We start from the raw sequence: 13,605 nt of genomic DNA, 5'->3' as shown, positions 1-13,605 counted from the left end.
TAAAATAGTGTAAAATAAGTTAAATTTGTGGTTAAATAAACACAATTTTACTGTTTTATAAAAAAATGCGATATATCGTATTTTTGCTAATTAAATTAATCATAAATAAGGTTAAAAATGAGCTGGATTGATAAGATTTTTAGTAAAAACCCCATTTCTAATTCTCATAAAGCAAACGTACCAGAAGGGGTTTGGACAAAATGTACATCTTGCGAACAAGTTTTATATCGTGATGAACTTACTCGTCACTTAGAAGTGTGTCCTAAATGTGGGCACCATATGCGAATTGATGCTCGCAAACGTTTATTAGCACTACTTGATAGTGAAGGTGTACAAGAATTAGTGGCGGAGTTAGAGCCTAAAGATATTCTTAAGTTTCGTGATTTAAAAAAATATAAAGATCGTTTAACTACTGCTCAAAAAGAGACTGGTGAAAAAGATGCTCTTATCGTTTTGACGGGAACATTACATGGATTACCTGTTGTTGCGGCAGCATCTAACTTTGCATTTATGGGGGGGTCTATGGGTTCTGTCGTTGGTGCTAAGTTTGTGGCAGCTGCGGAAGAAGCAATAGCAAAAAATTGCCCATTTATTTGTTTCTCTGCTAGTGGTGGGGCTCGTATGCAGGAAGCACTTTTCTCATTGATGCAAATGGCAAAAACCAGTGCCGTTTTAGCTAAAATGCGTGAGCAAGGAGTGCCGTTTATTTCAGTGTTAACGGATCCAACATTAGGTGGTGTATCTGCAAGTTTTGCTATGTTAGGTGATATCAATATTGCTGAACCAAAAGCATTAATTGGTTTTGCTGGTCCTCGTGTTATTGAGCAAACCGTTCGTGAAAAATTACCAGAAGGTTTCCAACGTGCTGAGTTCTTATTAGAACATGGTGCAATTGATATGATCGTAAAACGTGCAGAGATGCGTGATACATTAGCAAGCTTATTAAGCAAATTAATGAATAAACCATCACCATTTGTTTCTGAAGCTGAATTAGTATCAGAATAAAACATTAACGAATCAAAACATAGTTAGGCATTAGCTAATGCAAAATAATCATAATTTACAAGCCACTTCATCACTCGATGAGTGGCTTTCTTATTTAGAAAATAGTCATTTTAAATCTATTGATTTAGGTTTAGAACGTATCACTGCTGTTGCAAAAGAATTGGATATTCTTAATCCCGCCCCTTTTGTGATTACCGTAGGTGGAACAAATGGTAAAGGTACCACTTGTCGCTTATTAGAAACCCTTCTTCTTAATGCTGGCTTACGTGTTGGTGTTTATTCTTCACCACATTTATTACGCTATAACGAACGTGTTCGTATTCAAAATCAAGATTTGCCTGATGAGTCTCACACGCAATCATTTGCCTATATTGAACAACATAAAAAAGAATCTTTAACTTATTTTGAATTTAGCACTTTATCCGCATTGTATTTATTTAAACAAGCTAATTTAGATGTAGTCATTCTAGAAGTTGGATTAGGTGGTCGTTTAGATGCCACTAATATTGTAGATAGTGATATCGCAGTTATCACCAGTATTGATATTGATCATGTGGATTTTTTAGGCTCAACAAGAGAACAAATTGGGTTTGAAAAAGCTGGTATTTTTCGGAAAAATAAGCCAGTAATTATTGGTGAGCCTGATATTCCCCATTCTATGTTAGCGCATGCTGAAAAGTTACATTGCCAATTATCTTGTCGAGATAGAGACTGGTTTTATTCCGCTGAAAATAATAGTTGGTATTGGCATAATCAAAATAGACATTTCGAAAATTTACCGATTTGTTCTATTCCAATACAAAATGCAGCGACAGCTCTTGCTGTAGTACAATATCTACCTTTCGTAATATCAGAAGAAATGATTCGAAAATCATTGCAAGAAGTAGAGTTAACAGGTCGTTTTCAAACTATTAAAGTAGAACATTTACAACCTATTGCAAGTTTAATAAATCGTCCAATAGAAGAGTTACCGAGAATTATTATTGATGTTGGGCATAACCCTCATGCTGCACGTTATCTTGCTAGTAAATTAATTGAAATAAAATCAAAAAATTCTCAAAAGATTACCGCAGTTTGTGGTGTGTTAAAAGATAAAGATGCCGATGGGGTATTATTACCTTTATTATCTATTATTGATCGATGGCATTGTGTTACCTTAGAAGGACCTCGAGGGCAATCAGGTCAAGATTTATTTGCTAAATTACAACAACTAGCAGATAAAAATCAGCTTGTTATTGATGGAAAAGGCAATAGTTCTATTAAATCAGGTATTAAAGAGGCAATTTCAGAAACTAATAAAAATGACATTGTATTAATCTTTGGTTCTTTTGTTACAGTCACAGGCTTTTTAGAATTGCTCTAATTTTTATATAAAAAGTGCGGTTAAATTTTCTGAAATTTTTAACCGCACTTTTTTAGTACTATTTTAGATGTTCGTCATCATTAATTTTTTCAATAATAAATTGTCCTTCAGATTCATTATCTTGTTGAACATATCTGACAATATTAATTGCGGTATTTAACATAGAAACACTACGACCTTCCTCTCGGTGATTTTGCCAAGTTGAACCCGCAAATAATGCCATCAATAAACGAACTGTATGTCCATGAGATACAATTAATATATTGCCTTCGTTGTGAATTTTAATAATATCTTGGATAGCTTTAATTACACGGTTTGTAAAAACTTCCCAAGTTTCACCACCATTAGTACGAGCCATATAATTCACAGGATCATGGAGCATTTGCTGAAATTCTTCTGTGTGTCGAATGGTTTCTGTACTTACACCTTCCCAAGAACCAAAAAAATGTTCATTTAAACCTTGATGTTGAAATAATGGCACATCTCGATGGCTCAAAATATGATTGGCAGTATCAATTGTGCGTTGTAAACAGCTTGAATAGGCGGCAATAAAAGGCACATTTGCTAATGCTTTGCCCGTAAGTTTTGCTCCACGAATACCTTGTTCTGTTAGAGCAGAATTACCCCAACCTTGCATCAGCCCTTGATCATTCCAAAGGGTTCGTCCATGGCGAATAAGATAGAGACGAAGTTCTTTTTTCATTAGATATCCTTTTTACTTCTTTAGATTAATTTTTCTTATTATAACAAGGGGCTAAATAAGAAAAATAATTTTTCAATAATTCTAGTAATAACTGATCGATTGAACCATATATTTTCATCTATAAGTTCTGATTCATTCATATAATTTTCGTGGAGTAGTGAGATTTCATTTGCAAAGACCTGATCTTCTATTAGAAGAGTAACTTCAAAATTTAAATGAAAACTTCGCATATCCATATTTACTGTGCCTACCAGAACAAGCTGGTTATCAATAAGGATACTTTTTGTATGTAGGAGTCCTTGTGTAAATGTATAAATTTTAACGCCAGCTTTTAATAATGTATCAAAATAATTTCGACTTGCCCATTTAACCATTAAAGAATCATTTTCCATTGGTAAAATGAGTGATACATTAACCCCTCGTAGTGCTGCAATTTCTAAAGCATCAATAATATTTTGTGAGGGTACAAAATATGGTGTTGTAATAGTGATACTTTGGTTTGCTGAAAAAATTGCAGTCACAAGAGATTGCACCATTAAATCATCAGGTAGTCCAGGACCTGTAGCTAAAACCTGAACTGCATGGATATTGTTATTTTCCATAGGCAATCTTTGTTGAGACGGTAGGGGAACTTCTAATTCTTGCTGAGTTTCCATTTCCCAATCCCATGCATGTAAGCCATTTAGAACAGGTGAAACAGGCCCATCGATACGCACCATAATATCGACCCATTTACCAACATTACTGCCTTGTTTAAAGTAATCAGGATCAACCATATTCATACTTCCTGTATAAGAAATTTGGTTATCGATCACAATAATTTTTCGATGCTGGCGTAAATCAATTCTGCGTAAAAATATTCGCCATAGATTCACATGAAGAGCTTCTTCAATCTCAATGCCTTGCTCAATTAATTGCTTACAATGCGCACTTTTTAAAAAATCACGGCTTCCTACTGAATCTAATAAAATATGCACATTTACACCGCGCTGTTTGGCTTCAATAAGTGCGGTTTCGACAAAATCAATCAGCCCACCATTAGACCAAATATAGAACACCATATTAATGGATTGTTTGGCTTGTTGAATATCCTTGATGATATTTTTGATAATGCTTTCTGGCGTATCTAAGATATGTAATTCATTCCCTTGAATACAAGGAATACCTAAACGTCGTTGGGCTAATTCGAATAATGGGTAGGCGATAGATGATTGGCTTGAGTCAATAAGTAATTTTTTTTGTTTATTTAAATTTGCAAACCATAGCATATATTTGGGGAGTAACTGCTTAGAAATATTGCTACGACGTTTACCTAAATTAATTTCGCCGAATATCAAATAAGCTAAAATGCCTACTATAGGAACAAGATAAATAAGCATTAACCAAGAAAGCATAGCCGCTGATGATTGTTTTTTGACAAGTTGTCTGATGGTAATAGAGACAATTAAAGCCCACATTATTACTGGCACAATATATGCTATAATCTGTTCCAAATTAATATTCATATTAACTATACTTCCGAGAATTTTATGCAAGAATTTAAAATTATACATAAACATCCTGACTTTATCATTATTGATAAACCAAATGAAGTATCAGTTCATAAGGATAATGAAGAAGTCGGATTAGTTCAAAAGCTTGTAAAACAATTGAATGTTCCTAAATTGTGGTTAGTTCATCGTTTAGATAAGGTGACCTCAGGATTACTAATATTGGCTTTGAATGAATATGCTGCATCAGAATTATCACAACTATTTGCCAAACACCAAATTCGTAAAACTTATTTAGCACTATCTACACAGAAACCTAAAAAGAAACAAGGATTGATTATTGGTGATCTTGAGAAGGCGAGAAGAGGCGCTTGGAAACTTTGTCAGAGTAAAAATAATCCAGCCATTACAAGATTTGAATCTGTTAGTTGTGAAGCTAATTTGAGATTATTCATTTTAAAACCACAAACAGGTAAAACGCACCAGTTACGTGTTGCGATGAAAAGCTTGGGAAGTCCCATTTTGGGAGACGAGTTATATGGTGGAAATTTGCTAAAAACTGACCGCACTTATTTACATGCTTTCCAATTAGAATTCACTTATCATGGCGAATTATTCGAAATAGAATCTTTTCCTAATACGGGTGTTTATTTTCTAAAAGAATCCGTTATTGAAAAAATAGAATCCCTTAAACTCCCCCTCAAATAACGAGGGGGAATAGACATGATTTCTACTGAAAGTCTAAAATATATTGAAGATCAGCTTCAATGAGTTGCTTAGTTTTCTGCATATCGTAATGGCTTTGCAAATTTAGCCAACTTTCTGCATCAGTACCAAAAAATGCACCTAAACGTAAGGCTATATTAGCAGTAATAGGACATTTTCCCGTAGATATCTCACTGATCTTTCTGGGAGAAAGTAAAATTGCTTTGGATAATTCAAATTGAGTAATGCCTAAAGGTTTCAGCCATTCCTCATAAAGAATTTCTCCTGGATGAGCAAAAAGAACAGGTGAATTATAAGCGTTGCTCATTCCCACCTCCATGACGTTCTAACAATTTTACATTTACAGCAGCATTATGTTTCCATGTAAAATTTAAAACCCATTCATCATTAATATTGATGGAGTATTGCCCATCCTCATCATTTTCGAGAATATCTAGTTTATTATTAGGTAATTTATTTAAGAACTTAATTGATGCAGCAGCATTTAGTTGTTGCAACTTACGCATCGCTTGCTTTTCACAAGATATAAAACGAACGATACGAGCACCTTGAAATAACTCCTGTGTATCCTTACACGCAAAATGAATTATCATTAAGTAAACCTCATATTTTAAAGGAATTGTAAACAACGAGAATGAATTCATGGCTATTCTGTGTGTTTTATTGAATTAAACTGAATGCAAATGCTTCAGTTTAGACCATAATTTGTGATTCCTATCACAAATTATGGCATATATATACACAAAAATATCTATTAGATCAAAAAATATATTGAATTTATTTAATAAGAGATTATGCTTAGTTTCTGAGAGTTTTTCTCAAATTAATATTTAATTATTTGATTTTTCAATAGGAGAAAGAAAATGGCATTGGGTTGGTATGAATTAAAATTAGCTAAAGATGGACAATTTATGTTCAATTTAAAAGCGGCAAATAGCCAAGTTATTCTAACTAGTGAGCTTTATAAATCTCGTGCGGCAGTAGAAAATGGTATTGCTTCTGTACAAAAAAATGGCGTAACTGAAAAAAACTTTGAGTTAAAAGAAAATAAAAAAGGTGAACCTTATTTTATTTTAAAAGCTCAGAATCACCAAGAAATTGGTCGTAGTGAATACTATTCATCTAAGGCAGCTGCTGAAAATGGAATTAAATCAGTAATGAATAATGCAGCCACTACAGTAATTAAAGATAAAACTCAGGCATAGATAGTATATTGTCGAGTTTTTGACATAGAATTTTTAATAAGGGCAATCGATAGAGATTGCCTTTTTATCTTTATAGAATGGCTGAATTCTTTTAGCAATAGAAGAAAGTGCGGTTGTTTCCAGTAAAATTTTCTCTATTTACATAATAATAACGTGATTTTTTAATAAGTTAGTATTATTATAAAGAGTATTTTATCAAATTAGACAAGTAGATAGAGGATGGGTATGCAAAACCTAAAAGAAATTACTGAACAAGCTCGTTCAGCACTAGAAATGTTACATGATAAAGGGCTAGATGCTCTGGAAGCATTTCGTGTTGAATATTTTGGAAAAAAAGGGCATTTTACTCAGTTAATGCAAGGCTTGCGAGATGTTGCTGCCGAAGAACGTCCAGCACTAGGTGCAAAAATTAATGAAGCTAAACAAACAGTATTAGAAATTTTAAATGCTAAAAAAGAAGAATTTGAAAAAGCAGCATTAAATGCACAATTAGAAAAAGAACGTATTGATGTAAGTTTGCCTGGACATAAAGTTGAATTGGGTGGCTTACATCCTGTCAGTTTAACCATTGAGCGGGTAACAAAATTCTTTTCAGAATTAGGTTTTTCTGTTGAATCTGGCCCTGAAATCGAAAGTGATTACTATAATTTTGATGCATTAAATATTCCTAAACATCATCCAGCACGTGCTGATCATGATACATTCTGGTTTAATCCTGAATTATTGCTTCGCACACAAACATCTGGCGTACAAATTCGTTCTATGGAAAAACAAAAACCACCTATTCGAATTATTGTGCCTGGTAAAGTTTATCGTAATGACTATGACCAAACTCATACGCCGATGTTCCATCAAATTGAATTGTTGTATGTGGATAAAAAAGTCAATTTCACCGAATTAAAAGGTGTGCTTTATGATTTCTTACGTGCATTCTTTGAAGAAGATTTACAAGTACGTTTTCGCCCATCTTACTTCCCATTTACAGAGCCTTCTGCTGAAGTTGATATTATGGGTAAAAATGGTAAATGGTTAGAAGTATTAGGTTGCGGAATGGTTCATCCTAATGTATTACGTAATGTAGGTATTGACCCAAATGAATATTCAGGATTTGCGGTAGGTATGGGAGTTGAACGTTTAACTATGTTACGCTACAACGTAACAGATTTACGTTCATTTTTTGAAAATGACCTACGATTCTTAAAACAATTCAGATAAATAATGTGTAATAGCGTATTGTTTACGTTAACTGAGCAGAATAAAAGAATATAAAATAAAGGATAGAATTAATGAAATTCAGTGAACAATGGGTTCGTGAGTGGGTAAATCCCGCTGTCAATACAGAGCAATTATGTGAGCAAATCACTATGCTTGGGTTAGAAGTAGATGGAGTGGAAGCTGTCGCTGGCGATTTTACTGGCGTTGTTGTAGGCGAAGTGGTTGAATGTGCTCCACATCCAGATGCAGATAAATTACGTGTAACAAAAATTAATGTTGGTAGTGAACGACTATTAGATATAGTTTGTGGTGCACCAAACTGTCGCCAAGGTCTAAAAGTCGCCTGTGCAACTGATGGAGCAGTATTACCTGGTAATTTTAAAATTAAGAAAACTAAATTACGCGGACAACCTTCAGAAGGAATGCTTTGCTCATATAGCGAATTAGGCATTTCAGAAGATCATAGCGGCATTATTGAACTACCAACAGATGCACCTGTCGGTATGAACCTCCGTGAATATCTTAGTTTAGATGATAAAGAAATTGAAATTAGCTTAACACCAAACCGTGCAGACTGTTTAAGTATTGCGGGTATCGCTCGTGAAATTGGTGTGGTAAATCAATTGCCAATAACTGAGCCTGAAATCGACACTGTATCAGTAACAACAAATGAGAAAGTGGCTATTGAACTTGTTGCTCCAGATGCTTGTCCTCGTTATTTGTTGCGCTCAGTAAAAAATGTCAATGTAAAAGCACCAACACCGCTATGGATGAAAGAGAAATTACGTCGTTGTGGTATTCGTTCTATTGATCCAATCGTCGATATTACCAATTACGTGTTGCTTGAATTAGGTCAACCGATGCATGCTTTCGATGCGGACAAAGTGGTTCAGCCTATTCAGGTTCGTTTAGCTAAAGATGATGAAGAATTAGTGTTACTAGATGGTTCAGTGGCTAAATTACAAAGCAATACCTTAGTTATTGCAGATCAAAAAGGTCCAATTGCTATGGCTGGTATTTTTGGTGGTCAAGCAAGTGGTGTTAACACAGAAACAAAAGATGTTATTTTAGAAGCGGCATTTTTTGCACCATTAGCCATTACAGGCCGTGCTCGTCAATATGGTTTACATACAGATGCGTCTCACCGCTTTGAGCGAGGTGTAGATTTTGCATTACAACATAAAGCAATGGAGAGAGCTACCGCACTTTTAGTTGAAATTTGCGGTGGTGAAGTAGGTGAAATTTGTGAGGCAGTAAGTGAACCACATTTACCTAAATTAAATCAAGTAATATTACGCCGTAGCAAATTAGATTCACTTTTAGGGCATCATATTGAAACTGAAACAGTGACAGAAATTTTCCATCGCTTAGGTTTGCCAGTTCATTATGAAAATGATATGTGGACTGTCACTTCGGCAAGTTGGCGTTTTGATATTGAAATTGAAGAAGACTTAATTGAAGAAATTGCTCGTATTTATGGTTATAACAGCATTCCAAATAATGCACCTTTAGCACATTTAACTATGCGTGAACATCGTGAGTCTGATCTTGAGTTATCACGTATTAAATCAACATTAGTAGATAATGATTTCCATGAAGCAATTACATATAGCTTTGTTGATCCAAAATTACAATCCATTCTACATCCAGACCAAGAAGCTTGGATTTTACCTAATCCAATTTCAAGTGAAATGTCAGCAATGCGAGTTTCATTATTGACGGGTTTATTAAGTGCGGTAGTATATAATCAAAATCGTCAGCAAAACCGTGTTCGTTTATTTGAAACTGGGTTACGTTTTATTCCTGATGCAAAATCAGAATTCGGTATTCGTCAAGAATTAATGTTTGCAGCCGTGATGACAGGTTCCCGTTTAAATGAACATTGGGCAACTAAAACAGCACCAGCCGATTTCTTTGATTTAAAAGGTAACATTGAGAACCTTTTAGCATTAACAAAAGCTGGCAGTCGTGTTAAATTTGTAGCAAAAGAATTTCCTGCATTTCATCCAGGTCAGTCAGCTGCAATGGTATTAGATGGTGAAGAAATTGGTTATATCGGTCAAATTCACCCAATAGTTGCACAAAAATTAGGAATCAATGGTAAAGCATTTGCTTGTGAATTATTGGTATCTAAAGTTGCTGAACGCAATGTTGCTAGTGCAAAAGAAATTTCTAAATTTCCTTCAAATAAACGTGACTTAGCATTAGTTGTTGAGGAAAATGTAGCTGCAAGCGATATTATTGATGCATGTCGTGAAGCAGCAGGTAATAAATTAATTCAAGTTAATTTATTTGATGTGTACCAAGGTCAAGGTGTTCCTGAAGGCTATAAAAGCCTTGCAATTAGTTTAACTATTCAAGATACTGAGAAAACTTTGGAAGAAGATGATATTAATGCGGTAATTTCTGTTGTATTATCCGAGTTAAAAGAACGTTTTAATGCTTACTTAAGAGATTAAACTTATGACTTTAACTAAAATAGAACTTGCAGACAATCTAATTGAAAAACATGGTTTAAATAAATCAGATGCTAAAGCTTTAGTAGAGGATTTTTTTGAAGAAATTCGCATTGCCTTAGAGCAAGGTCAAGATGTAAAGCTCTCTGGCTTTGGTAATTTCGAATTACGAAATAAATCATCTCGTCCAGGACGCAACCCTAAAACAGGCGAAAGTGTTCCTGTTTCAGCACGTCGTGTTGTGGTATTTAAGCCAGGTCAAAAATTACGTACTCGTGTAGAAAAAACCAAACCGAAAAGTTAATTTTTTCTAATATGAATATAAAAGCTATCTATAAGAGGATTATAGATAGCTTTATTTGTATACAGGAGAGTTTTATGAGCTTTTCATTTAGAAAATTTTGTTTAATACTTTCTATTGCTACATTAACAGCTTGTTCAAGTAATTTCTCATCTATTAATTATAAAGGACAATTAAATGATCCTATCATGGTAATTACATTATTAAGTGAGCAACAAAGAGAATGGGCTGGAGCGCCTTATGTTTTAGGTGGAACATCAAGAAATGGCGTAGATTGTTCAGGATTTGTGCAAACTACTTTCATGGATCGATTTAATATCGCATTACCCAGAACAACCACAGCACAAGCTAAATATGGTAGAGAAGTAGATTTAGATAATATTCAAACTGGTGATCTTGTATTCTTTAAAACTGGACGTGGACCTAATGGATACCATGTAGGAATTTATGTAAAAGATAATAAATTTTTGCACGCCTCAACTAAAGGTGGTGTGATTTATTCTTCAATGAATAATCCCTATTGGAAGGATGCCTACTGGCAAACTAGAAGAATTTAGTATAAAGCCACAATTATGTGGCTTTTATTTTATAGTCAATTAACAGACCTCTTTAAATTGAATAAGTTGTTCTTCTTCAATTTCTATTTCATTATCATCAAGTAAAGGTGAAATTGGCAGTTCTTCTTTATCAAAAGCAATATCACCCTCAACACCATCTAAAACTTGTCCCTGTTTAATACCTTTAAAATCAAAGAGTTTTGGATCACACATATGTGACAACGTAATATTTTGCATCGCACTAAACATCGTTTCTAGGCGACCAGGATATTGTCTATCCCAAGTATTTAACATTTCCTTAACCACTTGACGTTGTAAATTGGGCTGTGAACCACATAAATTACAAGGAATAATAGGGAATTGTTTAGCGATAGCATATTTTTCAATATCTTTTTCTTTGCAATAAGCCAATGGACGAATCACCACTTGTTTACCATCATCTGAGATCAATTTAGGTGGCATCGATTTTAATTTACCGCCATAAAACATATTTAAAAATAATGTTGCCAACATATCATCACGGTGATGACCTAAGGCAATTTTAGTTGCCCCGAGTTCTGTTGCTGTACGATATAAAATACCACGGCGTAAACGCGAACAAAGTGAGCAAGTTGTTTTACCTTCAGGGATTTTTTCTTTAACAATTCCGTATGTGTTTTCTTCAACAATTTTGTAATCTACACCAATACTTTTTAAATATTGAGGAAGAATATGTTCAGGAAAACCAGGTTGTTTTTGGTCTAAATTTACTGCCACAATATCAAAGTGAACAGGGGCGTTATGGCGTAAATTCAATAAAATATCAAGCAAAGTATAGCTGTCTTTGCCACCAGATAAACATACCATCACTTTATCACCATCTTCAATCATACCAAAATCAGCGATAGCATTTCCTACATTGCGTCTTAAACGCTTCTGTAATTTATTGAAGTTATAAGTTTGTTTTTTTTCTTGTTTAGTTGTCAATTCAGTCATTTTTTATCTTAAAATTCATGTTAAATATCAAAAAACCTGCGTATAGTAAGGCTTTATAACGAATTTTCCAATAAAAATTATTTATTTACGATAAATGACTCAGTTTTTGTCATAATTTCAAGCTGTAAGAATGGTTAAAATACTGTATACTTTAAAAAATTTTTATGTATTTTAAACTGGTTGTGAGAAACCTTAATGCTTGAAACATCACAAACAATTCCTGAATTAGTTTCTTGGGCAAAAGAGCGAGAGTTTTCTTTAAGTTTGTCCACTGATCGCTTAGCGTTTCTATTAGCTATTGCTATTTATAATAATGAACGCTTTGATGGCGAAATGATTGAATCTGATTTAGTAGATATTTTCCGTCATGTATCGAATGAGTTCGAACAGTCTCAGGATACCATTTCAACACGTGCAAACAATGCGATTAATGAATTGGTGAAACAACGTTTTCTTAATCGTTTTAGTAGCGAATTTACCGAAGGATTATCAATTTACCGCTTAACTCCATTAGGTGTTGGTGTATCTGATTATTATATCCGTCAACGTGAATTTTCTGCCTTACGTCTTTCTGTGCAATTAGCCATTGTAGCTGATGAAATTCAACGTGCATCAGAAGCGGCAGAAGAAGGAGTAGAATCAAATAGTGATGAGTTCTATTGGCGTCGTAATGTTTTTGCGCCCCTTAAATATTCTGTTGCAGAAATTTTCGATAGTATCGATTTATCACAACGTGTAATGGATGAAAATCAACAAAACATCAAAGATGAAATTGCTGAACTATTAACCAAAGACTGGCAAGCGGCTATTGCTAGTTGTGAACGTTTATTAGATGAAACCTCAGGTAATCTACGTGAGTTGCAAGATACATTAAATGCGGCAGGTGATAAGCTACAAGAGCAATTATTACGTATTCAAGACTGTGTAATTGGTCATGATGAATTATATTTCATTGAACAACTCATTACTGATTTACAAGCAAAATTAGATCGTATTATTAGCTGGGGACAACAAGCTATTGACTTATGGATTGGTTATGACCGCCATGTTCATAAGTTTATTCGTACCGCTATTGATATGGATAAAAATCGTGTATTCTCACAACGCCTACGTAATTCAATTCGTAACTACTTTGATATGCCTTGGTATTTATGGATAGCACAAGCTGAACGCTTAGTGGATTTACGTGATGAAGAATTAGCATTACGTGCAGAAGATGCCTTAGGTGAATTACCAGCAGAATTAGAATTCGAACAACTTTCAGATTTACATGATCAAATAGTAGATTACATGCAAAACTTACTCATTGAGTATCGTGAACATAATCGTCCGATTAATTTAAGCAAAATATTACATGATCAATTAGCCGGTTATCCATTAGCTCGTCAATTTGATGTAGCAAGAATCATTGTTGACCAAGCCGTACGCCTTGGTATGGCAAGTGATGATTTATCGGGTAAGTATCCTGAATGGCAAGAGATTAATCATCGTGGTGCGGAAGTCCAAGCGAATACTATTGATGAATACCGTTAAAAGTGCGGTTAATTTTTGCAAAATTTCTAGAATAAATTCGATGGTGTAAAACATCATTGATAAAGTTTAGCAGGTG

Annotated in this window: 14 protein-coding genes; 9 read left to right on the top strand and 5 right to left on the bottom strand. The window is 34.2% G+C overall.

The genetic code is table 11. The annotated features are described in order from the left end of the window. The first annotated feature begins 117 nt into the window (after positions 1-117). Both accD and folC read left to right on the top strand, forming a co-directional pair. Positions 118-1,005, top strand: a complete 888-nt coding sequence (accD, locus tag BN1226_RS09900; protein WP_044471058.1) for an acetyl-CoA carboxylase, carboxyltransferase subunit beta — start codon at positions 118-120, stop codon at positions 1,003-1,005. Between the two features lie 37 nt (positions 1,006-1,042). Continuing rightward, positions 1,043-2,368, top strand: a complete 1,326-nt coding sequence (gene folC / locus BN1226_RS09895) for a bifunctional tetrahydrofolate synthase/dihydrofolate synthase (RefSeq protein ID WP_044471057.1) — start codon at positions 1,043-1,045, stop codon at positions 2,366-2,368. Positions 2,369-2,426: 58 nt separating this feature from the next. Here the strand turns inward: folC and BN1226_RS09890 are convergent, their stop codons facing one another. Continuing rightward, positions 2,427-3,071: a histidine phosphatase family protein gene (locus BN1226_RS09890; RefSeq protein ID WP_005759023.1), complete on the bottom strand. Its 645-nt coding sequence runs from the start codon at positions 3,069-3,071 to the stop codon at positions 2,427-2,429. A 38-nt stretch (positions 3,072-3,109) separates the two neighbouring features. Beyond that, positions 3,110-4,570 (bottom strand): cardiolipin synthase, encoded by a 1,461-nt coding sequence (gene cls / locus BN1226_RS09885; protein ID WP_044471157.1) that lies wholly within the window; start codon positions 4,568-4,570, stop codon positions 3,110-3,112. Between the two features lie 30 nt (positions 4,571-4,600). On the opposite strand from cls, the gene BN1226_RS09880 reads away from it, so the two are divergent. After that, entirely contained in the window at positions 4,601-5,269 is a 669-nt protein-coding gene (locus BN1226_RS09880) for a TIGR01621 family pseudouridine synthase (RefSeq protein ID WP_044471056.1), read from the top strand. Between the two features lie 22 nt (positions 5,270-5,291). Here the strand turns inward: BN1226_RS09880 and BN1226_RS09875 are convergent, their stop codons facing one another. Together BN1226_RS09875 and BN1226_RS09870 are read right to left on the bottom strand one after the other, a co-directional pair. Continuing rightward, complete coding sequence (locus BN1226_RS09875) at positions 5,292-5,594, bottom strand: HigA family addiction module antitoxin (RefSeq protein WP_044471055.1); 303 nt, start codon at positions 5,592-5,594, stop codon at positions 5,292-5,294. Next, positions 5,578-5,880 (bottom strand): type II toxin-antitoxin system RelE/ParE family toxin, encoded by a 303-nt coding sequence (locus BN1226_RS09870; RefSeq protein ID WP_044471054.1) that lies wholly within the window; start codon positions 5,878-5,880, stop codon positions 5,578-5,580. Before BN1226_RS09870 ends, BN1226_RS09875 begins: the two co-directional genes overlap by 17 nt. A 270-nt stretch (positions 5,881-6,150) precedes the next feature. On the opposite strand from BN1226_RS09870, the gene BN1226_RS09865 reads away from it, so the two are divergent. From BN1226_RS09865 to BN1226_RS09845, 5 genes are all read left to right on the top strand, one after another. After that, a complete protein-coding gene (locus BN1226_RS09865) occupies positions 6,151-6,492 on the top strand; it encodes a YegP family protein (protein ID WP_044471053.1) in 342 nt (113 codons plus the stop codon). Between the two features lie 225 nt (positions 6,493-6,717). Continuing rightward, positions 6,718-7,707: a phenylalanine--tRNA ligase subunit alpha gene (gene pheS, locus BN1226_RS09860; RefSeq protein ID WP_044471052.1), complete on the top strand. Its 990-nt coding sequence runs from the start codon at positions 6,718-6,720 to the stop codon at positions 7,705-7,707. A 71-nt stretch (positions 7,708-7,778) separates the two neighbouring features. Further along, a complete protein-coding gene (gene pheT, locus BN1226_RS09855; RefSeq protein ID WP_044471051.1) occupies positions 7,779-10,166 on the top strand; it encodes a phenylalanine--tRNA ligase subunit beta in 2,388 nt (795 codons plus the stop codon). Positions 10,167-10,170: 4 nt separating this feature from the next. Continuing rightward, positions 10,171-10,467, top strand: coding sequence for an integration host factor subunit alpha (locus BN1226_RS09850; RefSeq protein WP_005759135.1), 297 nt, complete (start codon positions 10,171-10,173; stop codon positions 10,465-10,467). A gap of 74 nt (positions 10,468-10,541) precedes the next feature. After that, entirely contained in the window at positions 10,542-11,021 is a 480-nt protein-coding gene (locus BN1226_RS09845; RefSeq protein WP_005758978.1) for a C40 family peptidase, read from the top strand. A 39-nt stretch (positions 11,022-11,060) separates the two neighbouring features. Here BN1226_RS09845 and ttcA read toward each other — a convergent pair whose 3' ends face one another. Then, positions 11,061-11,996: a tRNA 2-thiocytidine(32) synthetase TtcA gene (gene ttcA, locus BN1226_RS09840; RefSeq protein ID WP_044471050.1), complete on the bottom strand. Its 936-nt coding sequence runs from the start codon at positions 11,994-11,996 to the stop codon at positions 11,061-11,063. A gap of 195 nt (positions 11,997-12,191) precedes the next feature. On the opposite strand from ttcA, the gene mukF reads away from it, so the two are divergent. Beyond that, positions 12,192-13,529, top strand: a complete 1,338-nt coding sequence (mukF, locus tag BN1226_RS09835) for a chromosome partition protein MukF (protein WP_005758814.1) — start codon at positions 12,192-12,194, stop codon at positions 13,527-13,529. Positions 13,530-13,605: the final 76 nt, after the last annotated feature.

Origin of the sequence: Mannheimia massilioguelmaensis, from assembly GCF_000940515.1 — a bacterium.
Taxonomy (GTDB): Bacteria; Pseudomonadota; Gammaproteobacteria; order Enterobacterales; family Pasteurellaceae; genus Basfia; species Basfia bettyae.
Note: the sequence above shows the minus strand (reverse complement) of the source record. Positions and strands in the feature narration are given on the sequence as shown.

What these genes read in the sequence shown, in the direction of transcription:
- accD (WP_044471058.1), top strand. Translation starts at nt 118, where the DNA reads ATGAGCTGGATTGATAAGATTTTTAGTAAAAACCCCATTTCTAATTCT.
- folC (WP_044471057.1), top strand. Translation starts at nt 1,043, where the DNA reads ATGCAAAATAATCATAATTTACAAGCCACTTCATCACTCGATGAGTGG.
- BN1226_RS09890 (WP_005759023.1), bottom strand. Translation starts at nt 3,071, where the DNA reads ATGAAAAAAGAACTTCGTCTCTATCTTATTCGCCATGGACGAACCCTT.
- BN1226_RS09880 (WP_044471056.1), top strand. Translation starts at nt 4,601, where the DNA reads ATGCAAGAATTTAAAATTATACATAAACATCCTGACTTTATCATTATT.
- BN1226_RS09875 (WP_044471055.1), bottom strand. Translation starts at nt 5,594, where the DNA reads ATGAGCAACGCTTATAATTCACCTGTTCTTTTTGCTCATCCAGGAGAA.
- BN1226_RS09870 (WP_044471054.1), bottom strand. Translation starts at nt 5,880, where the DNA reads ATGATAATTCATTTTGCGTGTAAGGATACACAGGAGTTATTTCAAGGT.
- BN1226_RS09865 (WP_044471053.1), top strand. Translation starts at nt 6,151, where the DNA reads ATGGCATTGGGTTGGTATGAATTAAAATTAGCTAAAGATGGACAATTT.
- pheS (WP_044471052.1), top strand. Translation starts at nt 6,718, where the DNA reads ATGCAAAACCTAAAAGAAATTACTGAACAAGCTCGTTCAGCACTAGAA.
- pheT (WP_044471051.1), top strand. Translation starts at nt 7,779, where the DNA reads ATGAAATTCAGTGAACAATGGGTTCGTGAGTGGGTAAATCCCGCTGTC.
- BN1226_RS09850 (WP_005759135.1), top strand. Translation starts at nt 10,171, where the DNA reads ATGACTTTAACTAAAATAGAACTTGCAGACAATCTAATTGAAAAACAT.
- BN1226_RS09845 (WP_005758978.1), top strand. Translation starts at nt 10,542, where the DNA reads ATGAGCTTTTCATTTAGAAAATTTTGTTTAATACTTTCTATTGCTACA.
- ttcA (WP_044471050.1), bottom strand. Translation starts at nt 11,996, where the DNA reads ATGACTGAATTGACAACTAAACAAGAAAAAAAACAAACTTATAACTTC.
- mukF (WP_005758814.1), top strand. Translation starts at nt 12,192, where the DNA reads ATGCTTGAAACATCACAAACAATTCCTGAATTAGTTTCTTGGGCAAAA.